The 22,811-nt window shown below is 63.3% G+C and carries 24 protein-coding genes and 1 other RNA gene; 24 read left to right on the forward strand and 1 reads right to left on the reverse strand.

Features of this window, described 5'->3' with window-relative positions:
- Window positions 1-70: 70 nt before the first annotated feature.
- The gene (gyrA, locus tag ACSQ22_RS00465; RefSeq protein WP_121420409.1) at window positions 71-2,737 is read right to left on the reverse strand and encodes a DNA gyrase subunit A; all 2,667 of its coding nucleotides are present in this window, start codon (window positions 2,735-2,737) and stop codon (window positions 71-73) included.
- A gap of 224 nt (window positions 2,738-2,961) precedes the next feature.
- Here gyrA and ompA point away from each other — a divergent pair, with 224 nt between their 5' ends.
- The 24 genes from ompA (at window position 2,962) to ACSQ22_RS00585 (ending at window position 22,781) form a co-directional block, all read left to right on the forward strand.
- Window positions 2,962-3,600: an outer membrane protein OmpA gene (ompA, locus tag ACSQ22_RS00470; RefSeq protein WP_121506111.1), complete on the forward strand. Its 639-nt coding sequence runs from the start codon at window positions 2,962-2,964 to the stop codon at window positions 3,598-3,600.
- Between the two features lie 93 nt (window positions 3,601-3,693).
- Window positions 3,694-4,404: a bifunctional 2-polyprenyl-6-hydroxyphenol methylase/3-demethylubiquinol 3-O-methyltransferase UbiG gene (ubiG, locus tag ACSQ22_RS00475; protein ID WP_436129078.1), complete on the forward strand. Its 711-nt coding sequence runs from the start codon at window positions 3,694-3,696 to the stop codon at window positions 4,402-4,404.
- Between the two features lie 10 nt (window positions 4,405-4,414).
- Complete coding sequence (locus ACSQ22_RS00480) at window positions 4,415-5,080, forward strand: HAD-IA family hydrolase (protein WP_176886246.1); 666 nt, start codon at window positions 4,415-4,417, stop codon at window positions 5,078-5,080.
- A gap of 12 nt (window positions 5,081-5,092) precedes the next feature.
- Window positions 5,093-5,479: a transfer-messenger RNA gene (gene ssrA / locus ACSQ22_RS00485) on the forward strand.
- Window positions 5,480-6,347: 868 nt separating this feature from the next.
- The gene (locus tag ACSQ22_RS00490; protein WP_121506122.1) at window positions 6,348-6,608 is read left to right on the forward strand and encodes a hypothetical protein; all 261 of its coding nucleotides are present in this window, start codon (window positions 6,348-6,350) and stop codon (window positions 6,606-6,608) included.
- 149 nt (window positions 6,609-6,757) lie between these two features.
- Window positions 6,758-7,069, forward strand: a complete 312-nt coding sequence (locus tag ACSQ22_RS00495; protein ID WP_055394110.1) for a hypothetical protein — start codon at window positions 6,758-6,760, stop codon at window positions 7,067-7,069.
- A 165-nt stretch (window positions 7,070-7,234) separates the two neighbouring features.
- Window positions 7,235-7,438, forward strand: coding sequence for a hypothetical protein (locus tag ACSQ22_RS00500; RefSeq protein WP_436129079.1), 204 nt, complete (start codon window positions 7,235-7,237; stop codon window positions 7,436-7,438).
- 40 nt (window positions 7,439-7,478) lie between these two features.
- Window positions 7,479-7,754 (forward strand): hypothetical protein, encoded by a 276-nt coding sequence (locus tag ACSQ22_RS00505; RefSeq protein ID WP_436129080.1) that lies wholly within the window; start codon window positions 7,479-7,481, stop codon window positions 7,752-7,754.
- Window positions 7,755-7,905: 151 nt separating this feature from the next.
- Window positions 7,906-8,373, forward strand: a complete 468-nt coding sequence (locus ACSQ22_RS00510) for a Spy/CpxP family protein refolding chaperone (RefSeq protein WP_055394104.1) — start codon at window positions 7,906-7,908, stop codon at window positions 8,371-8,373.
- Window positions 8,374-8,390: 17 nt separating this feature from the next.
- On the forward strand, window positions 8,391-8,717 hold the full coding sequence (locus ACSQ22_RS00515) for a hypothetical protein (RefSeq protein ID WP_055394234.1): 327 nt from the start codon (window positions 8,391-8,393) through the stop codon (window positions 8,715-8,717).
- 17 nt (window positions 8,718-8,734) lie between these two features.
- Entirely contained in the window at window positions 8,735-9,463 is a 729-nt protein-coding gene (locus tag ACSQ22_RS00520; RefSeq protein ID WP_436129081.1) for a response regulator transcription factor, read from the forward strand.
- The gene (locus tag ACSQ22_RS00525) at window positions 9,460-10,872 is read left to right on the forward strand and encodes a HAMP domain-containing sensor histidine kinase (protein WP_436129082.1); all 1,413 of its coding nucleotides are present in this window, start codon (window positions 9,460-9,462) and stop codon (window positions 10,870-10,872) included. The genes ACSQ22_RS00520 and ACSQ22_RS00525 overlap by 4 nt, the downstream gene beginning before the upstream one ends.
- A gap of 395 nt (window positions 10,873-11,267) precedes the next feature.
- A complete protein-coding gene (locus tag ACSQ22_RS00530) occupies window positions 11,268-12,233 on the forward strand; it encodes an ABC transporter substrate-binding protein (RefSeq protein ID WP_436129083.1) in 966 nt (321 codons plus the stop codon).
- A gap of 22 nt (window positions 12,234-12,255) precedes the next feature.
- Window positions 12,256-13,092 carry an ABC transporter permease gene (locus ACSQ22_RS00535; protein ID WP_121506125.1) on the forward strand — a complete coding sequence of 279 codons (837 nt, stop codon included), beginning with the start codon at window positions 12,256-12,258 and terminating at the stop codon, window positions 13,090-13,092.
- Window positions 13,089-13,868 carry an ABC transporter ATP-binding protein gene (locus tag ACSQ22_RS00540; protein ID WP_063460541.1) on the forward strand — a complete coding sequence of 260 codons (780 nt, stop codon included), beginning with the start codon at window positions 13,089-13,091 and terminating at the stop codon, window positions 13,866-13,868. The genes ACSQ22_RS00535 and ACSQ22_RS00540 overlap by 4 nt, the downstream gene beginning before the upstream one ends.
- 30 nt (window positions 13,869-13,898) lie before the next feature.
- Window positions 13,899-14,711: a histidine utilization repressor gene (gene hutC / locus ACSQ22_RS00545; protein WP_436129084.1), complete on the forward strand. Its 813-nt coding sequence runs from the start codon at window positions 13,899-13,901 to the stop codon at window positions 14,709-14,711.
- A gap of 65 nt (window positions 14,712-14,776) precedes the next feature.
- Complete coding sequence (gene hutH / locus ACSQ22_RS00550) at window positions 14,777-16,318, forward strand: histidine ammonia-lyase (RefSeq protein WP_436129085.1); 1,542 nt, start codon at window positions 14,777-14,779, stop codon at window positions 16,316-16,318.
- 38 nt (window positions 16,319-16,356) lie between these two features.
- Window positions 16,357-18,081 carry a urocanate hydratase gene (hutU, locus tag ACSQ22_RS00555; protein ID WP_228898280.1) on the forward strand — a complete coding sequence of 575 codons (1,725 nt, stop codon included), beginning with the start codon at window positions 16,357-16,359 and terminating at the stop codon, window positions 18,079-18,081.
- 105 nt (window positions 18,082-18,186) lie between these two features.
- Window positions 18,187-18,933 carry an IclR family transcriptional regulator gene (locus ACSQ22_RS00560; protein WP_436129086.1) on the forward strand — a complete coding sequence of 249 codons (747 nt, stop codon included), beginning with the start codon at window positions 18,187-18,189 and terminating at the stop codon, window positions 18,931-18,933.
- 32 nt (window positions 18,934-18,965) lie between these two features.
- A complete protein-coding gene (locus ACSQ22_RS00565; RefSeq protein WP_436129087.1) occupies window positions 18,966-19,715 on the forward strand; it encodes a transporter substrate-binding domain-containing protein in 750 nt (249 codons plus the stop codon).
- Between the two features lie 29 nt (window positions 19,716-19,744).
- Window positions 19,745-20,413, forward strand: a complete 669-nt coding sequence (locus ACSQ22_RS00570; RefSeq protein ID WP_436129088.1) for an amino acid ABC transporter permease — start codon at window positions 19,745-19,747, stop codon at window positions 20,411-20,413.
- Window positions 20,410-21,204 carry an amino acid ABC transporter ATP-binding protein gene (locus ACSQ22_RS00575; RefSeq protein WP_436129089.1) on the forward strand — a complete coding sequence of 265 codons (795 nt, stop codon included), beginning with the start codon at window positions 20,410-20,412 and terminating at the stop codon, window positions 21,202-21,204. The genes ACSQ22_RS00570 and ACSQ22_RS00575 overlap by 4 nt, the downstream gene beginning before the upstream one ends.
- A 54-nt stretch (window positions 21,205-21,258) precedes the next feature.
- Window positions 21,259-22,149, forward strand: a complete 891-nt coding sequence (locus ACSQ22_RS00580) for a phytanoyl-CoA dioxygenase family protein (RefSeq protein WP_436129090.1) — start codon at window positions 21,259-21,261, stop codon at window positions 22,147-22,149.
- A complete protein-coding gene (locus ACSQ22_RS00585) occupies window positions 22,149-22,781 on the forward strand; it encodes a HutD/Ves family protein (protein ID WP_436129091.1) in 633 nt (210 codons plus the stop codon). The genes ACSQ22_RS00580 and ACSQ22_RS00585 overlap by 1 nt, the downstream gene beginning before the upstream one ends.
- The last annotated feature ends 30 nt before the right edge of the window (window positions 22,782-22,811 follow it).

A 22,811-nucleotide genomic window follows, 5' to 3' on the forward strand; every position in this document is an offset into this window, starting at 1 on the left:
AGCGCTAGCAGCTTCAGTTTTAATAGCGCAATGGGTGCTGCGCCGTCGGGGCAGCACCCGCTGGTCTGACTCAAGCGTCTGGTGGTTCCGGGGTTTCGGCGGCTGGCGGGTTTCCGTCGTTGGCGTTGCCTTCGATTTCGCCCTCAGCCACATTGGCATCGTTTTCAACAATACGTTGCAGCCCGCTGAGCTTGGAGCCTTCGTCCAATGCGATCAGCGTGACACCCTGCGTGGCGCGGCCCAGTTCGCGGATCTCGGAGACGCGGGTGCGCACCAGCACGCCCTTGTCGGTGATCAGCATGATCTCGTCGTCAGCATGCACCAGCGTGGCGGCCACCACCTTGCCATTGCGCTCGCTTTGCTGGATGGCGATCATGCCCTTGGTGCCCCGGCCGTGGCGGGTGTATTCGGTGATGCTGGTGCGCTTGCCATAGCCGTTTTCGGTGGCGGTGAGCACGCTCTGGGTTTCGTCCTCGGCGACCAGCATGGCGATCACGCTCTGGCCGTCTTCCAGCATCATGCCGCGTACGCCACGTGCCGCACGGCCCAGTGGGCGCACGTCGTTTTCGTCGAAACGCACGGCCTTGCCGCCATCACTGAACAGCATCACGTCGTGTTTGCCATCGGTGAGGGCGGCGCCGATCAGGTAGTCGCCATCATCCAGGTTGACGGCGATGATGCCGCCCTTGCGCGGGTTGCTGAATTCATCCAGCGCCGTTTTCTTCACGGTACCCATGCTGGTGCCCATGAACACATAGCGGTCGGCCGGGAAAGTGCGCATGTCGCCGGTCAGTGGCAACACGACGTTGATTTTTTCGCCGTCTTGCAGCGGGAACATGTTCACGATGGGGCGGCCACGCGATCCGCGCGAGCCGGCGGGCACTTCCCAGACCTTGAGCCAGTACAGGCGGCCTCGGTTGGAGAAGCACAGGATGTAGTCGTGCGTGTTGGCGATGAAGAGCTGGTCGATCCAGTCGTCTTCCTTGGTCGCCGTGGCCTGCTTGCCGCGTCCGCCGCGCTTCTGGGCACGGTATTCGGACAGGGGCTGGCTCTTGATGTAGCCAGTGTGGCTGAGCGTCACCACCATGTCGGTGGGGGTGATCAGGTCCTCGGTGGAGAGGTCCTGCGCGCTGTACTCGACGATGCTGCGGCGAGCACCCAGCTTGTGCTGGCCGAACTCGGTCTTGATGGAGGTGAGTTCGTCGCCAATGATGGTGGAGACGCGCTCGGGCTTGGCCAGGATGTCCAGCAGGTCTTCGATGACCGCCATGACCTCCTTGTACTCGGCCACGATCTTGTCTTGCTCCAGGCCGGTCAAGCGCTGCAGGCGCATCTGCAGGATTTCCTGGGCCTGCGTTTCCGACAGGCGGTACAGGCCGTCCTGGCCCATGCCGAATTCTTTTTCGAGGCCGTCGGGGCGATAGTCGTCAGCATTGATCACGCCACCGTCGGCACGCGTGCGGGTGAGCATCTCGCGCACCAGCTTGCTGTCCCAGGGGCGGGCCATCAGCTCGGCCTTGGCCACCGGCGGGGTGGGTGCGTTGCGGATGATGGCGATGAAGTCGTCGATGTTGGCCAGCGCCACGGCCAGGCCTTCGAGCACGTGGCCACGGTCGCGCGCCTTGCGCAGCTCGAACACTGTGCGGCGGGTGACCACTTCACGGCGGTGCTGCAAAAAGACGCTGATCAGGTCGCGCAGGTTGCACAGGCGGGGCTGGCCGTCGATCAACGCCACCATGTTCATGCCGAACGTGTCCTGCAGCTGCGTCTGCTTGTACAGGTTGTTGAGCACTACCTCGGGCACTTCGCCGCGCTTGAGTTCAATCACCAAGCGCATGCCCGACTTGTCAGACTCGTCCTGGATGTGGCTGATGCCTTCGATCTTCTTCTCGTGCACCAGCTCGGCCATGCGCTCCTGCAGCGTCTTTTTATTGACCTGGTAGGGCAGCTCATCGACGATGATGGCCTGGCGCTGGCCCCGGTCGATGTCCTCAAAATGGCACTTGGCGCGCATGATCACACGCCCGCGCCCCGTGCGGTAACCGTCTTTGACGCCGTTGATGCCATAGATGATGCCGGCCGTGGGGAAGTCGGGCGCGGGAATGATCTCCATCAGCTCATCAACTGTGGCATCGGGGTTGCGCAGCATGTGCAGGCAGCCATCGACCACTTCATTGAGGTTGTGGGGCGGGATATTGGTGGCCATGCCCACGGCAATACCGGCCGAACCGTTGACCAGCAGATTCGGGAGCTTGCTGGGCAATACCAGCGGTTCCTTTTCGCTGCCGTCGTAGTTGGGGCCGAAATCGACGGTTTCCTTATCGATATCGCCCAGCATTTCATGCGCGATTTTGGCCAGGCGGATTTCGGTATACCGCATCGCTGCGGCGTTATCGCCATCCACCGATCCGAAATTTCCTTGGCCGTCCACCAGCATATGGCGCAGCGAAAAATCCTGTGCCATCCGCACGATGGTGTCGTATACAGCGGAATCACCGTGCGGGTGGTATTTACCAATCACGTCGCCTACGATACGGGCCGACTTTTTATAAGGCCTGTTCCAATCGTTGTTGAGCTCGTGCATCGCAAAAAGCACGCGGCGGTGCACTGGCTTCAAGCCGTCGCGCGCGTCGGGCAGGGCCCGGCCCACGATCACGCTCATCGCGTAATCAAGGTAACTGCGCCGCATCTCTTCTTCGAGGCTGATCGGCAGGGTTTCTTTGGCAAACTGGGTCATTGGGGACTGCGGTGGCGGCGAAGGAGAACCATTTTAGAGGTAAGACCGTGTAGCGACCGCGCAACATATCGAAGCAATTCCGGTTTTGTCCTACGGGCCCCAGGCGGGTGCCCCCGCTTTTGCCCTGTTACGTATGGCACAATCGTTTGAACGCTTTGGGTGATGGTCACTCCAAGCGTCCTGATTCGCAGCGCGGCTGCGGCTTTTTCCCCAAGAGGAGAACCATGAAGAAACTGAACAAAGTGGCGATGTTGTTTGCCTCTGCAGCGCTCGCAACCGCCGCTGGCGCACAAACCGTTGACAACTGGAGAAACGCTTCTGGCATCGTCTGGAAGAACGGCACCAATGAATACTGCTGGCGCAATGCCAACTGGACGCCTGCAACGGCTGCTCCTGGCTGCGATGGCGCTATCGCCGCTCCAGCTCCTGCTGCTGCCGCTCCTGCTGCTGCCCCAGCTCCTGCTGCCGCCGCTCCAGCTCCTGCCGCTCCAGCTCCTGCTGTGGCCACCAAGGTGACCTACGCTGCTGACGCATTCTTCGACTTCGACAAGTCGGTGCTGAAGCCAGAAGGCAAGGCCAAGCTGGATGACCTGGTCTCCAAGGTCAAGGGCATCAACCTGGAAGTGATCATTGCCGTGGGTCATACCGACTCCGTGGGCTCCGATGCTTACAACCAGAAGCTGTCGGTGCGTCGTTCCGAAGCCGTGAAGGCTTACTTGGTGTCCAAGGGCATCGAAAAGAACCGCGTCTACACCGAAGGCAAGGGCGAAAAGCAACCCGTGGCTGACAACAAGACTGCCGAAGGCCGTGCGAAGAACCGTCGCGTGGAAATCGAAGTGGTCGGTACCCGCGCTTCCAAGTAATCCTCGGATTGCTTCCCAAAAAAGCCCCGTTATCGGGGCTTTTTTGCGTCTGGGGTTTTTTGTCCATTGCCTTTCGTCGTGGAGAATCAGTGCATGAGTGAAATCGTCAATGCAGATCCGGCCGAACTGGCCAAGTTTTCGGAATTGGCCCATCGCTGGTGGGATCCCGAAAGTGAATTTCGCCCCTTGCACCAGATTAATCCTTTGCGGCTCGACTGGATCAATGCGCAGTGCAGCCTGTCAGGCAAGCGTGTACTGGATGTTGGCTGTGGCGGCGGTATTTTGGCCGATTCCATGGCCCGGAGAGGCGCGGACGTGTTGGGTATTGACCTGGCTTCCAAGGCGCTGCGTGTGGCCCAGTTGCACGCGCTGGAGGCCGAGACCACCAACATCCAGTATCGGGAAGTCAGTGTGGAGGCGCTCGCCAAAGAGCAACCCGCCAGCTTTGACGTGGTGACCTGCATGGAAATGCTTGAGCATGTGCCTGATCCTGCATCGGTTGTGCGAGCCTGCTCTGAGCTCGTGAAACCGGGCGGATGGGTGTTCTTTTCGACCATACACCGAAGTGCCAAGGCTTTCATGCTGGCCATTGTGGGCGCTGAATATGTATTAAACATGCTGCCCCGTGGAACGCATGAATACGCCAAGATGATTCGACCCAGCGAACTGGCCGCCAGCTGCCGCAGTGCGGGCCTTGACGTGCAGACCACCCGAGGCCTGGAGTACAACCCCCTTACGCAACGTTACTGGTTGAGCAGCGACACCAGTGTGAACTACCTGTTTGCCACGCGGCGCGCAGCCTGAGGCCCAGCCAATGTTTCAGAATATCCGCGCGGTGCTGTTTGACCTGGATGGAACACTGATTGACAGTGCCCCTGACTTAGGCGCTGCTGCCGACAAGATGCGCACGGACCGTGGTTTGCCCTCCCTGCCGCTGGAGCGCTATCGTCCGATGGCCGGTGCTGGCGCCCGTGGCATGTTGGGCGAGGCATTTGGCATGGCGCCTGACCATCCCGACTTTCTGACCATGCGCGAGGAGTTCTTCGTGAACTATGAGTCGTGCATGACAGAACGCACCAGCATTTTTGAGGGGGTGCCGGAGCTGGTATCCCAGATCCTCCGCCGCAATTTGGCATGGGGCGTGGTGACCAACAAGGCGACCCGCTTTACGGACCCTCTGACCCGTGCCATTCCACTGTTTGCGACCGCAGGAGCGGTGATCAGCGGAGATACCACTCCCCATGCAAAACCCCATCCAGCCCCTTTGCTCGAAGCGGCGTCGCGCTTGAAACTGGAGCCGGGGCAGTGCATCTATGTGGGGGACGATGAGCGCGACATTCTTGCAGGCCTCGCTGCGGGCATGGGAACTGTCGCAGCAACCTACGGATACCTGGGGGCCAAGACCAATCCGGCGGAGTGGGGCGCCCATGCTGCAATTAAATCTCCGGTCGAGCTCTTGCAATTGCTTGTACGCACCTAAAATAGAGGGTCTGGGGCTGTCCTGGTTTCGACGTGGGTTCGGAATCGGTGTGGTGCATGTCGAGCTTGAGTCACGCTCGTAAATCTCGATTTAAAAAACTAACTGCAAACGACGAACGTTTCGCACTCGCTGCTTAATTGCCAGTGAGCCTTGCAACAGTTGGCCGATGGGCTGGGCAAGGGGGTTCTGAGCAATCAGTGCCTCCCGGCTGCAAGGATAATTACATGGGCTGGCTCTGATCCGGGTACCTTGGGTTGGAGCGAGAAAATAGGGTGCTGGCGGCCTGTGTAGCGTGCGACTGCGCGACACAGGCGGCGAGACTCAAATCAGATCGCTAAACATGTAGATCTGCCCGATGAAGGCTTGCGGACGCGGGTTCAATTCCCGCCAGCTCCACCACCATAACGTCCAAGGGCGTTCGCTGATTTCCAGCGAACGCCCTTTTTCATTGGTAAAACAGGTACTTACGGTGCATGGACATGCGCCGTAGTTCGCTGGTAGCCACAGCTAAACCGGGGAACGGATGGGGGAACAAACCTGAAAAATCACCGACTGCGCCTAGTTGTTCCCGCGTTTCCTTCGGGGGCTATTGCATCCATGCATTCCAAGACTCTTTCCAGAAACTGCTGCACCGAAAGATCCTTGTTTGCCTCCCAGGGGTTGGTGTGCTGACCGTCGATGCCCTGGGAAATATTGGCAATTGAGTGCGATAGATTGGTCGGCAGGGGCTGTTTGCCTGCGGCGAGAGCCGCGAGGTTCGAAAAAAATAGCCCGCACGAGGCGGGCTAAATCATTGCATCACTCGCACAGGGGAGGGGCGAACCGCCAGATTTGACGGTAGGTGCATCCTAAGTCCGGTTCCGATTGGTGTGCGATGGGCGGGTCAGTAAATCGTGAAATATGTCCGGTTTACACGGGCCTCCGACGTGTCAGCAGGGTTTGAAGGTTTTAGCGCGACGAACAAAACTCCCCTGGCGGCCGCCCGTCTTGTTGTACGGCTTGTACTGCCTGCGAAGGAACGCTTAGCCCGGGCCGCTGCGCTAGGTTTTGTTCGCCGCTCTTGGCTGCAGTGCCCCTTGTTCCATGCATCGCAATCGCAGCGTTGTGAAGATGGGTTTTGGGTCTACGGACCGTATCGCCAAGCGGCGCAGGTTGTCACTGGACGACGCAGCTTGATTAGATCGCGAGGTTGTAGCTTCGTGTATCAATTCTTGAGCCTCAGGGGCTCACGCCGCACAATGCACGCTCGTTCACGCCGGAGGCCACCATGCCAATGGAGTACTTGAGGGCGCTGGAGCGCGACGCGCTTCCCCTGATTGAATCGGATGTCGTCAACATCGACAAGCTGCGCATCCTGCGAGCGGCTGGAATGGTGGAGGTGCAGCTTCCGCCCGTCGATTCACCCCATCAGAAAGCGCAGGTGCTGTATGTCACTGGCCTCGGTTGTGCGACCCTGCGAGCCTGTGGAGCCAGCGTCAAGACACACCACCGGGAATCGCATTGCGATCTTGAGTCTTCCTACGACTGAGGGCCCTGGTGGGGGGATTCCTGGAAAAGCTCTGGGCACCGGGAGAAATCGTCCTACAGAGTGTTGCGCTGCACCAGAAGGGCCATAGTCGCAGGCCAAAAATACGATGAAGCATCTGTATTGCTGGCACGGCCAGACGAAAGGTGCATATGAGCAGTTGGTACAAATTGGCGCTTGGCAACGACGATGAGGCCTTTGAGCCTGCCTTGCGAATCCAGCAGATGTTCATGTCGAAGTTCTTGATGTGTCCTCCTGGTTCTGGCAGGGCACTTTTTTCTTGCTACGACAAGGCGAACGACAACCTCTGGCTGTACTTTTCCCCGGCAGCGCAGGACATCGCATTGCGTGTGTATGCACAGCCGTGTGATTCCCCGACAGCACTGGACTGCATTGGTCTGCTGGCCGGTGAAGGCGATGCGCTCGGAATGGGGGAGTCTCCTTTGCTGAAAAAGGCGGCGTAGTCCTCTTCCGGACAAGGGCACTTGCAAAGCCGGCCTCTTGGTATTCCGCACTTGACGTGTATGCGCTGTCCCACATCCGTGTTCTCTGGGCTCTGACATGCGCTCGTGCATGGGCATGTGCCAATCTTTTTACCGGCCTTCATCGGAGCGGCCTGAGGAGTAAGTATGTTGTCCTACGATCCCACGCTTTCTCACCACCTGGAAGCTTGCCCAGAGGCTCCCTCTCTGCAGATGGGCCAGCCCGCAGACAGGCTCTTGCAACGCCAGCAAACCGACAACCTGCCTCTGTGCCGCAGCGATAGTCACGGCCTGGAGCGGGAGTTGCAGTTTGCAGATCTGGACTGTCAAGAGCCGCAGGCGATGGGCTGATGACTTTTCGCCTGCAAATGGGTGGTTGCGGAGCAAAGCGATGTCGGTGCTGACACTGCACATCCGCCCGGAAGGTGCCCAGCAGTATCTGGCAAGGGTGTTCGACGGAAAAATTCTGGTCGGTGTTCCGACCTTGCACCCCGGCATCAAGGAGGCGATAGAGGCGTATGGCTTGGGCCAAGGCTTCGCGGGGGTGATTTCCTTCCATATCTGGTATGGCGGCTGGAGCGTCGGCACCATACCACTCGACCGGATGCGGACTGAGGCTGCCGAGTTGGCAAATCGCCTTGTTGTGCTTTCCGCCGTGGTCCGTTAAGGGCACTCGCAGCTATGTTGCAGGCTGGTGGGTGGCATAGCACGGGGGTGAAACAAAATGAAATAAACCGAAACTGCGTCGAGACCCCATCGACTGGGTCTGTCGGCACCATCAGGGTCATGTTCAACACCGTCCATGAAAGGACTGCACCATGAAACCCTGGATCAAGAAAACCCTGATGGGCATCTTCGGCGCCTCCATTGCCGTGGGCGGCTTGACGGCCTGCTCCAGCAGCCACCATCACCGCGGCCCGATGAGCCCCGAGAAGATGACCGAGGTGCGTGGCAAAGTGGTGGAGCGCGTCAGCAGCAAGCTGGACCTGAACGAGGCGCAAAAGCTCAAGCTCAATGTGCTGGCCGACAAGATGGAAGCCCAGCGGGCAGCTTTCATCGGCAAGACTGCGGACCCGCGCACCGAAATGCAGGCCATTGTGGCGGGCGCCAAGTTTGACCGCGCGCGGGCGCAGACCTTGCTGGATGAGAAAACCCGCGCGGTCCAGGCCAACAGCCCCGAAGTCATCAGCGCACTGGCCGATTTCTACGACAGCCTGAACCCCGACCAGCAGCAGAAAGTGCGCGAGATGATGCAGAGGCGCAAGGGCTGGATGGCGCGCGGCTGATGGCGGGGGGCGTTCACATGTCTCCTACGCTGGAACCCATCCACCGCCTGGCACAGGGCGTGCGCAAACATGGGCCTGCGCTGCTGGCGGGCATGCCCGACCCCCACGACGAGTTGATGTCGCTGGTCTGGGGGCCGCGTTTTGACCGCGAACATGCGCTGGGCTTGGTCGCTCGCCAGCCTGCAGCCGCAGCGCAGACCCTGCCGGCGCTGCTGGCCGCCGCCGACCACTTTGACACGCTGCATTCCGGCGCCCAGGGCCGCCTGCGCAAACTCATCGTGCGACACCGCGCATTGCGTGTGGTGGACAGCGCTCGGGGGCCCGCCCACGGAGCGGATGCCTGACGGTGTGAGAATTGCGCATGCACCGCATCCTGCTTATTGACGACGACGCACAGCTGGGCCCGCCACTGGCCACCTACTTCCAACGGTTCGAGCTGGAGTTGATCCATGCCCTCAAACCGAGCGACGGGCTCGCCCAGCTGGCGACAGGCGGATTTGATGCCGCCATCCTGGATGTAATGCTGCCCGAAATGGACGGGTTTGAGCTGTGCCGCACCATTCGCAAGCAGGGCGATCTGCCCATCGTGATGCTGACCGCCCGGGGCGAGGTGATGGACCGGGTGGTGGGGCTGGAGCTGGGAGCCGATGACTACCTGCCCAAGCCCTTTGAGCCGCGTGAATTGGTGGCTCGGCTGCAGACCGTGCTGCGCCGCCGCCGGGCCAGCGCGCCCGGGAACGGGGCGGGTGCCACGTTGGAGTTTGAAGGCCTGAGCATTGATGCAGCCCGCCGCAGCGTATTGCGCCAGGGGGTGGCGTTGGAGCTGACGGGCACCGAATTCGACCTGCTGCACCTGTTGGCCCGGGAGCCTGGCAAGGTGTTCAGCCGCGACGACATCCTCAACCAGCTGCGCGGGCATGAGGCCGAGCTGTACACGCGCGCGGTCGATATTGTGGTCAGCCGCCTGCGCAAGAAGCTGGAGCCGCTGGACTGCATCAAGACGCTGCGCAACGCAGGCTATTCGCTGGCACTGCGCAGGGTGACCAGTGCTCCGCCTGGCGCCCCTTCTTCGGCATCGACCTGGCCATGAAGCACTCCGATTCACAGCTCGGGCACGATCCCGCCTGCCCATGGCACCGACGTGCGCGCGATGCCGTCGGGTATTCGCTGCGCATCCGCCTGGTGCTGGTGTTCATGGCACTGGCCGTGACCGTGGCCGTGGTCTTCATGGGTGGCATGCAGAAGGTGGTCGCCCTGGGCTGGAAGGAGGCCGCACGTCCGCTGCTGATGGACTATGTGGACCGCCTCACGGCTGAGATTGGCAGCCCGCCCAGCATCGAGCGGGCACAGGCCATTGCCGACCGGCTTCCGGTGACGCTGCGCATCGACGGGCCGCAGATCCACTGGGATTCGCACCCCGATCGGCCGCGCCCGGACTGGATGAGTGACAAGGTCCAGCGCCAGGACCACTGGAGCCGCGATGACACCGGCTACCGCCTTCTGCAGCGCACCACGGCCGATGGCCACCACATCGAATTCGGGCTGAACGCGCTGTCGTGGGACAAGCGCCCGCGCATCGCCTGGGGCACGCTCACGGTGTTGCTGTTGCTCACAGCGCTGGCCTTTGTGTATGTGCGCCACCTGTTGCGGCCCCTGGACGACATCCGGCATGGTGCGCGGCGCTTTGGCAATGGCGACTTTGGCGAACCTATTCCGGTGCGCCACGCGCACCGGCCCGATGAGCTGGGACAGCTGGCGGGCACCATCAACACCATGGGCGAAGACATCCACCAGATGCTGGAGGCCAAGCGGGCGCTGCTGCTGGCCATGAGCCACGAGCTGCGCAGCCCCCTCACACGGGCGCGCTTGAACACCGAGCTGTTGCCCGAATCGCCCGATGTGCTTGCCCAGCGCGCAGCCCTGATGCGCGACCTGGGTGAAATGGCACGGCTCATTACCGACTTGCTCGAAAGCGAGCGCCTGGCCGGGCGTCATGCGGCCCTGCACCGCGAGCCCACTGACCTGGCCGAGCTGGCGCGTGAGGTGGTGGCGGAACTGGAAGTGCGCCACCCTGGGGCAACAGCGATCACGCTGCTGGTGCCCGGCACTTTGCCCACCTGCATGCTCGACCGGTCCCGTGTGCGCCTGCTGATGCGCAATCTGCTGGACAACAGCCTGCGCCACAACGACCCCGCAGCCCAGCCGCCGCAGATCGAACTGCGAATGAACGAAGGCGTGGTGGAGATCGAAGTGCGGGACCACGGCCCCGGCGTGCCGCCTGCGCATCTGCCGCATCTGGCCCAGGCGTTCTACCGCCCCGACACGGCGCGCCAGCGCACCACAGGGGGGGTAGGGCTGGGGCTGTATCTGTGCCGCCTGGTCACGCAGGCCCACGGCGGCACCCTGCTGGTGCGCAATGCGGAACCGGGCCTGAGAGTCACGGCGCGCTTGCCGTGTCCTGACGGTGCGGCACAGGCAACTGCTGGCGCGCCAGGCTGAGCGCGGCGCAGTCCACGCCGATATCTGGCGCACACGGGTGGTGCGCTTGTGGCCTGCATCGAGATGGCGCAACGGGTGCTGCTCCAACCCGCCCTGGCAGCCCTGTGCTTTGCGGTAGGTGTCAAAATAATGCCTGAAATGGCTGCTAGCGCTTTATGGGTAAGCGCTAATAGCTATTATTTTAATAGTGAAATTGCCAGGCCCATGGAGACCCAAGCCGCCAAGCCAGATCAGCTGGCCCCGATCTTGCTAAACCCTGGCACTACCTCCGCACATGGTGAGGGCCTAGCGTTTACCCTGTATATACAGGTATGCTCCGGCTGTCATCATGGCAACCGGCACGCAGGCGTCCCGGCTGGGTGGGCCAACGAACTTTCTTCACACAGGAGCAGATGATGACTCGATCGGTTGCGAAATGGACGTCGCTGGCAGCGGCAATGGCATGCGTGATGGCACTGGCCGCACCGGCCCAGGCGCAGGACACCAAGATTGTGCTGGGCATGTCCGGCTGGACGGGCTTTGCGCCGCTCACCCTCGCCGACAAGGCCGGCATCTTCAAGAAGAACGGCCTTGATGTGGAGATCAAGATGATCCCGCAGAAGGACCGCCACCTGGCCCTGGCCTCCAAGTCCATCCAGTGCGCTGCCACTACGGTCGAGACGCATGTGGCCTGGAACGCCAACGGCGTGCCCATCGTGCAGATCTTCCAGATGGACAAGTCCTACGGCGCCGACGGCATTGCGGTGCGTGGCGATATCAAGAGCTTTGCAGATCTCAAAGGCAAGACCATCGGCGTGGATGCGCCCGGCACCGCGCCTTACTTCGGCCTGGCCTGGATGCTGAGCAAGAACGGCATGAGCCTCAAGGACGTGAAGACCACCACGCTGTCGCCCCAGGCGGCCGCGCAGGCCTTCGTGGCGGGCCAGAACGACGCCGCCATGACGTATGAGCCCTACCTGTCCACCGTGCGCGACAACCCCGCCTCGGGCAAGATTTTGGCCACCACGCTCGACTACCCCATGGTGATGGACACCGTGGGCTGCGACCCCACCTGGCTCAAGGCCAACGGCAAGGCCGCGCAGGCGCTCGCCAACTCGTACTTCCAGGCGCTCGACATGATCAAGGCCGACCCGACCAAGTCCAACGAGATCATGGGCGCTGCGGTCAAGCAGACGGGCGAGCAGTTCGCCAAGTCGTCGTCCTTCCTGCGCTGGCAGGACAAGGCTGCCAACCAGAAGTTCTTTGCGGGCGAACTGCAGGCTTTTATGAAGGACGCCACGGCCATCCTGCTGGAGGCCGGCATCATTCGCAAGGCGAATGAAGACCTGGCGGTCACCTTCGACGCGAGCTTCATCAAGTAAGAAACTGGAAGAAGAACGCGCCATGTCTGCCGTGCAACCCCTGTCCGTTACCGCGCCAAAAGCCCCTGTGCGGCGGCGTTCACTGGCTCCACTGGAGCCTGTGAGTGCCCGCGCCCGTTGGTTGCTGGGCTTTGGTTTTTTTGTGTTGTTTGTGCTGGTGTGGGCGTTTTTCACGCTGGGCGGCTACGTGTCGCCCACGTTTTTGGCCAGCCCCGTCACGATGGCCAAGGAGGGCTGGCTGCTGTTTGCAGAGTACGGCTTTCACAAGGACATCGGCATGACGGTGTGGCGTGTGTTCGGCGGCTTCATCCTGGCCGCAGTCATCGCCGTGCCGCTGGGCATTGCCATGGGTGCTTACAAGGGCATCGAGGCGTTCTTTGAGCCCTTCATTTCGTTCTGCCGCTATCTGCCGGCCTCGGCCTTCATCCCGCTGCTGATCCTGTGGGCGGGCATTGGCGAGGCGCAGAAGATCCTCGTCATCTTCATCGGCTCGGTCTTCCAGATCACGCTGATGGTGGCCGTGACCGTAGGCGGCGCGCGGCGCGACCTGGTGGAGGCTGCCTACACCCTGGGTGCGGGCCACAAGGGCATCGTCACGCGGGTGCTCATCCCCGGTGCTGCCCCCGACATTGCGGAAACCCTGCGCCTGGTACTGGGCTGGGCCTGGACGTATGTGATCGTGGCCGAGTTGATCGGATCGTCGAGCGGCATCGGCCACATGATCACCGACAGCCAGTCGCTGCTCAACACCGGCCAGATCATCTTTGGCATCATCGTCATCGGCCTTATCGGGCTGGTGTCCGACTTCGCCTTCAAGGCCCTCAACCACCGGCTGTTTGCCTGGAGTTTCGTGCGATGAGCTCTGTTTCCATTCAAGCCGTCTCGCGCGTTTTCGAGACTGCCAAGGGCCAGCGCACGCAGGCGCTGCAACCGGTGGACTTTGAAGTGCGGGACAACGACTTTGTGACCATCCTCGGTCCCTCGGGCTGCGGCAAGTCCACGTTGCTGCGGATCGTCGCGGGGCTGGACCATGCCACCAGCGGCCGCGTTCTGCTGGATGGCGCGCCGGTCGAAGGCCCCGGCGCCGAGCGCGGCATGGTCTTCCAGAGCTACACGCTGTTCCCCTGGCTCACCATCGAGCAGAACATCCGCTTTGGTCTGCGCGAACGCGGCATGCCCGAGGCACAGCAAAAGGAACGCGCCGCGTACTTCATCGCCAAGGTGGGTCTGCGTGGCTTCGAGCAGCACTTTCCCAAGCAGCTGTCGGGTGGCATGCAGCAGCGCACCGCCATTGCGCGCGCGCTGGCCAACGACCCCAAGATCTTGCTGATGGACGAGCCCTTCGGTGCGCTCGACAACCAGACCCGCGTGCTCATGCAAGAGCTGCTGCTGGGCATCTGGGAGGCCGAGCGCAAGACGGTGCTCTTCGTCACCCACGACATCGACGAAGCCATCTTCATGGCCAACCGCGTGGCCGTGTTCAGCGCCCGGCCCGGCCGCATCAAGACCGAGCTGGCGGTGGACCTGCCCCACCCGCGCCATTACACGATCAAGACCAGCCCCGAGTTCATGGACCTCAAGGCGCGCCTCACCGAAGAGATCCGCGCCGAATCCATGGCGGCGGACCTGCACTGATCTGAACCCGCACCAGCCCCGCATCCACACATGAGCGCCCGTCCTTCCCGCCGCACTGCAGCCACAGCACCGCGCAGCGCCACGCCCGCCAAGGCGGTGGTCGCCGTGGCTGCACCCGCGCAGGCCATGGCGCTGTACGAGCAGGTCAAGGACCACATCTCGCGTAAGATCCAGGAAGGCATCTGGCGCGCGGGCGACCGCTTGCCTTCCGAGAACGAGCTGGTCACCCAGTTCGGCATCTCGCGCATGACGGTGAACCGCGCGCTGCGTGAGCTGGTGGAGCAGGGCCGCATCGTGCGCGTGGCGGGCGTGGGCAGCTTTGTGGCCGAAGACAAGCCGCAGTCCACGCTGCTGCAGATCGCCAACCTCGCGAGCGAGATCCGCCAGCGCGGGCACGACTACCGCTGCGACGTGCTGGCGGTAGAGCGCATCTCGGCAACGCTCGAAGTGGCCGCCGCGCTGGACCTGCGCACCGGCGAGTCGGTGTTCCACTCGCTGTGCATCCACCGCGAAGACGGCCTGCCTGTGCAGCTCGAAGACCGTCACGTGAACCCGCGCCAGGTGCCTCAGTTCGCCGCGCAGGACTTCACGCTGCTGCAACCCTCCGAGTACCTGGTGCGCAACGTGCCCTTCGACCAGATCGAGCATGTGGTCGATGCCGTCATGCCCACCGCGGAGCAGGCCACGCTGCTGGAGATGTCGCCGCAGGAGCCCTGCCTGCTGCTCACCCGCCGCACCTGGTCGCGCGGCGTACCCATCACCGTGGTGCGCTGCCTGCACCCCGCTACCCGCTACCGTTTGGGCAGCCGTTTCCGAGCCGACGGCAACCCCGTCGCCGGTTGACGGCTGTTGGTCAAAAGCCCCAGATTTTTTCGCTTGTACCTACTTGTATATACAGGATCAACGCCATGACAAAAGCCACCACTTCCTCCCTGACCCTGCTCCCCGGCCATGTGTCGTTGGCCGTGCTGCGCAGCATCTATGCCGCGCCCGTGCAATTGTCGCTGGACCCGTCCGCGCGGGCCCTCATGCAGGCGTCGCTGGTCACGGTGCAGCGTATCGTTGATGAAGACCAGGTGGTCTATGGCATCAACACCGGCTTTGGCAAGCTCGCCAGCACCAAGATTGCGCACGAGCGCCTGGCCGAGCTGCAGCGCAACCTGGTGCTGTCGCACAGCGTGGGCACGGGCGATGCGCTTGCGGACGATGTGGTGCGCCTCATCCTTGCGACCAAGGCCATCAGCCTGGCGCGTGGCCATTCGGGCATCCGGCCCGAGATCGTGGATGCGCTGCTGGCCATGGCCAACGCCAATGTGCTTCCTGTTATTCCGGCCAAGGGTTCCGTCGGCGCATCGGGTGACCTGGCGCCGCTCGCCCACCTGGCCTGTGTGCTAATCGGGGAAGGGCAGGCCAAGGTGGATGGCAAGGTGGTGCCCGGTGCCGAGGCCATGCGCTCCATCGGTTTGCAGCCGTTTGTGCTGGGTCCCAAGGAAGGGCTGGCGCTGCTCAACGGCACGCAGGTGTCCACCTCACTCGCGCTGGCCGGGCTGTTTGGCGCGGAGAGCGTGTTCGCTGCAGCGCTGGTCGCGGGCTGCCTGTCACTCGAAGCCATCAAGGGCTCGGTCAAGCCCTTTGATGCGCGCATCCACGAAGCGCGCGGCCAGGCCGGGCAGATTGCCGTGGCGGCCGCTGTGCGCGCCTTGCTCGACGGCAGCGCCATCGACCCATCGCACCCCAACTGCGGCCGCGTGCAAGACCCTTACTCCATTCGCTGCGTGCCGCAGGTGATGGGCGCGTGCCTGGACAACCTGCACCACGCCGCGCGCGTGCTCACCATCGAGGCGAACGCCGCGTCGGACAACCCCCTGGTGTTCGACAACGGCGACGTGATCTCCGGCGGCAACTTCCACGCCGAGCCGGTCGCCTTTGTGGCCGACATCATTGCGCTCGCCGTGGCCGAGATCGGCGCCATCTCCGAGCGCCGCCTGTCGCTGCTGCTGGACCCGGGCCTCTCGGGCCTGCCCGCGTTCCTGATCCGCGACAGCGGCGTGAATTCGGGCTTCATGATCGCCCAGGTCACCGCTGCCGCGCTGGCAGCCGAGAACCAGTGCCTGGCCAACCCCAGCAGCGTGACCAGCCTGCCCACATCGGCCAACCAGGAGGACCATGTCTCCATGGCCACCTACGGCGCACGCCGACTGGGCGACATGGTGCGCAACGCGGCCGTGATGGTGGGCATCGAGGCCATGGCCGCTGCGCAGGGCATGGAGTTCGACCGCAGCTTGAAATCCTCTCCGCTCGTCGAAGCACAGTTCGCCGCCATCCGCGAGCGCGTGGCCTACCTGGAGCAAGACCGCTACCTTGCCACCGACATCGAAGCCATGCGCGCATGGGCCCAGCAGTCCACATGGCCTGCCGCGCTCACGCAATGCCTGCCCAGCTTCGCCTGATTTTTTTACGCACACCCACTGATTCACAGGAGCCCACCATGAATGCCAACGACGCCATCATCGCCGCCGCCTCCAACACCGACCCCCGCCACGACGCCAGCCGCGTGATCCGCGCGCCGCGTGGCAGCCAGCTCACCTGCAAGAGCTGGCTCACCGAAGCGGCCTATCGCATGATCCAGAATAACCTGGACGCCGAAGTGGCCGAGCGCCCGCAAGACCTGGTGGTGTACGGCGGCATCGGCCGCGCCGCACGCAACTGGGAGTGTTATGACCAGATCCTTGCCTCGCTCAAGGACCTGAACGACGACGAGACCCTGCTCATCCAGTCCGGCAAGCCCGTGGGCGTGTTCAAGACCCACGCCAACGCACCGCGCGTGTTGCTGGCCAACTCCAACCTGGTGCCCAAGTGGGCCAACTGGGAGCACTTCAGCGAGCTGGACCAGAAGGGCCTGTTCATGTACGGCCAGATGACGGCGGGCAGCTGGATCTACATCGGCACACAGGGCATCGTCCAGGGCACGTACGAAACCTTTGCCGAGGCGGGCCGCAAGCACTATGGCGGGTCACTCGAAGGCAAGTGGATCCTGACCGCAGGCCTGGGCGGCATGGGCGGTGCACAGCCGCTCGCGGCCACGTTTGCGGGAGCGGTGTCGCTCAACATTGAATGCCAGCAAAGCAGCATCGACTTCCGTTTGCGCACGCGCTACGTGGACAAGCAGGCGCGCGACATCGACCATGCGTTTGAGCTGATCCAGCAGCACACCGCAGCCAAAGAGGCGGTGTCGATTGCGCTGCTGGGCAATGCCGCAGAAATTTTGCCCGAGCTGGTGCGCCGCGCCAAGGCCGGTGGCTTGAAGCCCGACCTGGTGACCGATCAAACGTCGGCCCACGACCTCGTCAACGGCTACCTGCCCGAAGGTTGGACGGTGGCCCAGTGGCGTGCCGCGCAGCAGGACGTGACGCAGCACGAGGTGCTGAAGAAGGCCGCTGCCAAGTCCTGCGCCGTGCACGTGCAGGCCATGCTCGACTTCCAGCACATGGGCACCCCGGTGGTGGACTACGGCAACAACATCCGCCAGGTGGCGTTTGACGAAGGCGTGAAGGACGCATTCGACTTCCCCGGCTTTGTGCCCGCGTACATCCGCCCGCTGTTCTGCGAAGGCAAGGGCCCGTTCCGCTGGGTGGCGCTCTCCGGCGACCCGGAAGACATCCGCAAAACCGACGCCAAGATCAAGGAGCTGTTCCCCGAGAACAAGCATGTGCACCGCTGGCTCGACATGGCGGGCGAGCGCATCGCCTTCCAGGGCCTGCCCGCACGCATCTGCTGGCTGGGCCTGGGCGAGCGCCACATTGCGGGCCTGGCCTTCAACGAGATGGTGAAGAACGGCGAACTCAAGGCACCCATCGTGATCGGCCGCGACCACCTGGACACCGGCAGCGTGGCCAGCCCCAACCGCGAGACCGAAGGCATGAAGGACGGCACCGACGCCGTGAGCGACTGGCCGCTGCTCAACGCGCTGCTCAACACCGCAGGCGGCGCCACCTGGGTCAGCCTGCACCACGGCGGCGGCGTGGGTATGGGCTACTCGCAGCACTCGGGCATGGTCATCGTGGCCGACGGAACCGATGACGCGGCCGAGCGCCTGGCGCGCGTGCTGGTCAACGACTGCGGCAGCGGCGTGATGCGCCATGCCGATGCTGGCTACGAACTGGCGGTGGAGACGGCCAAGAAGCAGGGCCTGAAGCTGCCCATGGTGAAGTGAAGGGGCGAGGGAGGGAATGACAGGAATGTGAAAAAAGGGAACTGCATTCCCAGTCGTTGGGAATGTTGGGTTTGAATGCCGCTGCAATCCTTTGATACTGAGTCCATGCCCACCCGTGGACCAACCTCCGTTGCCGCCGCCGACCGTGTTCTGCACGTGCTGGCGGTGCTGGCGCAACATGGGCAGCCCATGTCGGCGGCCGAGTTGATGGAGGCCACGGGCCTGGCGCGCAGCACGCTGTACCGCCAGTTGGCGCGGCTCAAGCAGTGGGGCTTTGTGCTGGAGAGCAGCGGGCACTACGCGCCCGGGCCGCTGAGCCTGCAACTGGCCCTAGGCTTTGACATGGCGTCGCACCTGGTGCACCACGCGCGGCCGGACATGCAGGCCCTGGCCCGGCAGTCCCACGAGAGCGTGGGGCTGGTGGTGGCGGTGAACGACAGCGTGGTCTGCCTGGACATGGTGGACAGCACGCAGGCCCTGCGCTGCTCGTTTGAAAAAGGGCGCAGCGTGCCGCTGCGCGCGGGTGCCTCCGCCAAGTGTCTGCTTGCCCATGTGGCACCGGCTACGCGCAATGCCATTCTGGACCTGCACTACGGCGCAGACACTGCTGAGCGCCAGGCGGCGCTGTCCGAGCTGGAGGGCATTGCCAAGGCGGGTTACGCCGTCAGCTCTGGCGAAGTGGATGCCGGTGTCTGGGGTGTCAGCGTGCCCGTGTTCGGATCTCCCCGGCAGGCTGCAGGGGCCATCACCCTGATGGCCCCTATCTTGCGAGCCCAAGGGCAGGAGGCCGCGCTCACCGGCATGGCCGTCGTCGCCGCAGCGCGCATCTCCCGCCAGCTCACTTTTCCCTGATTTCCCTCACCCCTTCCCAAGGAGCTTTCCCCATGAACCTTCGCCGCAACCTTCTTCTGGCCAGCCTGGCCGCCGCAGCCTTCTGCACCACGGGTGCACAGGCCCAGGACAACGTCCTGCGTGTGGGCACCGATGCCACGTTCCCGCCCATGGAGTTTGTCGAGAACGGCAAACGCACAGGCTTTGATGTCGAGCTGGTGGAGGCCATTGCCAAGACCATGGGCAAGCAGGTCGAGTGGGTGGACATCGACTTCAAGGGCCTGATTCCCGGCCTGATTTCCAAGCGTTTTGACATGCCGGTGTCGGCCATCTACATCACCGACGAGCGCAAGAAGGTGGTGGACTTCACCGACTCCTACTACGCCGGCGGCCTGGTGGTGATGGTGAAGGCCGACAACAAGGCCATCAACAAGCTGGCCGACCTGGACGGCAAGAAGGTCAGCGTGCAGGTGGGCACCAAGTCGGTGTCGTACCTGACCGAAAAATTCCCCAAGGTGCAGCGCGTTGAGGTCGAGAAGAACCAGGAGATGTTCAACCTGGTGGACATCGGCCGCGCCGACGCCGCCGTGACCGGCAAGCCCGCCGCGTTCCAGTATGTGCGCACCCGCCCGGGTCTGCGCGTGCTCGACGAGCAGCTCACCACCGAGGAATACGGCATGGCCCTGCGCAAGGACACGCCGGAGCTGACGAAGGCCGTCAACGGTGCCATCACCAAGCTCAAGGCCGACGGCACCTATGCGGCCATCGTCAAGAAGTGGTTCAGCAACAGCGCTGCCAAGTAAACCGCAGCCACACATTGCCGAACTGAGCCATGGAACTCGATTTTTCTCCTGTCTGGGCCGGGTTGCCCCAGTTGCTGGCGGGTGCGCTGGTCACTGTGGAAATCACGGCCGCCTCGCTGCTGCTGGGCTGCGCCATGGGCCTGCTGGTGGGCATTGGCCGCCTGAACCCCAAGCGCCGCGTGATCTACGCCCTGTGCACCGCCTACGTGGCCGCGATCCGTGGCACGCCGCTGCTGGTGCAGCTGTTCATCCTGTTCTTTGGCCTGCCGCAGTTCGGCATCCTGCTGCCCGCTTTTGTGTGCGGCGTGATCGGCCTGGGCATCTACTCGGGCGCCTATGTGTCCGAGGTGGTGCGCGGCGCCATCCAGTCCATTGACAAGGGGCAGATGGAGGCGGCGCGCTCCATCGGCATGGCTTCGGGCTTGGCCATGCGCACCGTGGTGCTGCCACAGGCCGTGGTGCGCATGATTCCGCCGCTGGGCAATGAGTTCATCGCGCTGATCAAGAACTCGGCGCTGGTGTCGCTTCTCACCATCCACGACCTGATGCACGAAGGGCAGAAGATCATCAGCGTGTCGTACCGCTCGCTGGAGGTGTACCTGGCAATTGCGGTGGTGTATTTCATCCTCACGGGTGTCACTTCGTTGGTGCTGCGCCGCATGGAGCTGCGCCTGCGTGCCGGGGGGATGGTGCAATGAAGAAAAATTCTGTGATGACCGGAGCAAGCCCGTCCGCCGAGCCCATCGTGCGCATTCGCGGACTGCGCAAGTCGTTTGGCAGCCACGTGGTGCTGAATGGCATCGACTTTGATGTGCTGCCGTCGCAGGTGGTGGTGGTCATCGGGCCCAGCGGCTCGGGCAAGAGCACTTTTTTGCGCTGCTGCAACGGCCTGGAGCAGCCCGAAGGCGGCACGGTCGAGATTTGTGGCCGCACACTGGTGCAAGACGGCCGCATGTTGCCCGACCATGACCTCAACGCGCTGCGCGAGGAGGTGGGCATGGTGTTCCAGTCGTTCAACCTGTTCCCGCATCTGTCGGTGCTTGACAACGTGACGCTGGGCCCACGCAAGCTGCACGGCCTGTCGCGCAAGGAGGCCGAGGAGCGTGCCCAGGCCTTGCTGGCCAAGGTGGGCTTGGCGTACAAGGCTTCGGCCATGCCCGCCAGCCTGTCCGGTGGACAAAAGCAGCGTGTGGCCATTGCCCGCGCGCTGGCCATGGAGCCGCGCGTGATGCTGTTCGATGAGCCGACCTCGGCGCTGGACCCGGAGCTGGTGGGCGAGGTGCTGCAGGTGATGAAGCTGCTGGCCAGCGAGGGCATGACCATGATGGTGGTCACGCACGAAATGGACTTTGCACGCGAGGTGGGCGACGTGGTGGTGGTGATGGACGGCGGCGGCATCATCGAGGCCGGTGAACCTGCCACCATCTTCACCAACCCGACGCAGGAGCGCACGCGCTCTTTCCTGCAAGCCGTGCTCACGCGCGCCTGAGGCTGGGAGCGGCGTGGTGCACCATGGTCAATAACAATCAAGGAGACAACCCCGATGCCCCAGCCTTCATCTGCTTTGGACACACCCTTGCCAGCACGCTTTCAGCAGCGCTTGCAGGAGCGCCTGACCGCAGACGACATTGCGCGTTTTGACCGCGACGGCGCCATCTGCATCAAGCAGTTGCTCACGCGCGATGAGGTGGCACTGCTGCGCGATGGCATCGATGCCAACCTGGCCGCACCCAGCCCTCGGGCCAAGGTGGCCAGTCGTCCCGATGACCCAGGCCGTTTCTTCGAGGACTTCTGCAACTGGCAGGACATTCCGCAGTTCGGCCGCTTTGTCCGCGAAACTCCGCTGGCGCTCGCCGCGCAGCGTCTGATGCAGTCGCGCACGGTGCGCCTGTACCACGATCACCTGCTGGTGAAGGAACCTGGCACGCGCCAGCGTACGCCGTGGCACCAGGACCAGCCGTACTACAACATCGACGGCAATCAGAACATCAGCATGTGGATTCCGGTCGATCCGGTTTCCCGCGCCGCCACGCTCGAATTCGTGGCTGGCTCGCACAAAGGGCCGTGGCTCATGCCGCGCACCTTTATGGACAACCAGGCGAAATGGTTCCCCGAAGGAAGCCTTCAGGACCTTCCCAATGTGGAGGCCAACCGCGATGCTTTTCCCATCGTCGGCTGGGAAATCGAGCCCGGCGATGTGGTGTGCTTTCATATGCTCACGCTGCATGCGGCGGGTGGGGTGGAAGGGAGCAACCGGCGCCGCGTGTTCTCGGTGAGGTTTTTGGGCGACGACACGCGCCACGCGCCGCGGCCCTGGAAAACCTCGCCCGAGTTTCCGGGCCTCGCCGAGGAGCTGCCCGCGGGCGCGGAGATGGACCACCCGCTGTTCCCGCTGCTGGTCGCAGACACGGAGCAGACAACCGCAGCATCCTGATGAATACGACGACAACGATGGCATTGCATTTCTTTGACCTGGCCACCACTCCCAGCATGCCTTGGAAAAATGGCGGTGGCAGCACGCAGGAGCTGGCTTGCTGGCCCCCCGGCGCGGACATGAACAGCTTCGAGTGGCGCGTGAGCCTGGCCACGGTGGACCGGCCCGGGCCGTTCTCGGTCTTCCCAGCCATTGATCGCCAGATCATGCTGCTGGGCGGTGACGGCCTGCACCTGCGCAGCCCTGGCTGGGAGCACCGGCTGGAGCAGCGCTGGCAACCGTTTGCGTTCTCGGGCGATGACGCGGTGGATGGCGCCATGCTGGGCGGCACCTCCAAGGACTTCAACCTCATGCAACGGCGGGGCCTGTGGAAGGGCCCGCTGCGGGTGGTGAGCGATGCGCAGTCGCCCGGCGACACGCCCGCAGGCCTGTGCCTGGTGCTGCAGGGCGATTGGCAATGGGTGGCGCAGGGCGCCGGGCCACGTGCGTTGGCGGCAGGGCAGGGCTTTTGGTGGGCGGGCGAGGGGGGGGCGACGCCGGGCCAACTGGAGCCGCTGCATGCGGGGGCCGACGCCGATGCGTCCGCACTGGTCTGGATCGCCTTGCAGCGCGGTGTAGCCCCTAAAGTTTGAATAAAAATGGCCGCCACCGCTTGATGGATA

The sequence above is a fragment of the Acidovorax sp. LjRoot38 genome (genome assembly GCF_964252975.1).
Lineage (GTDB): Bacteria > Pseudomonadota > Gammaproteobacteria > Burkholderiales > Burkholderiaceae_C > Acidovorax > Acidovorax facilis.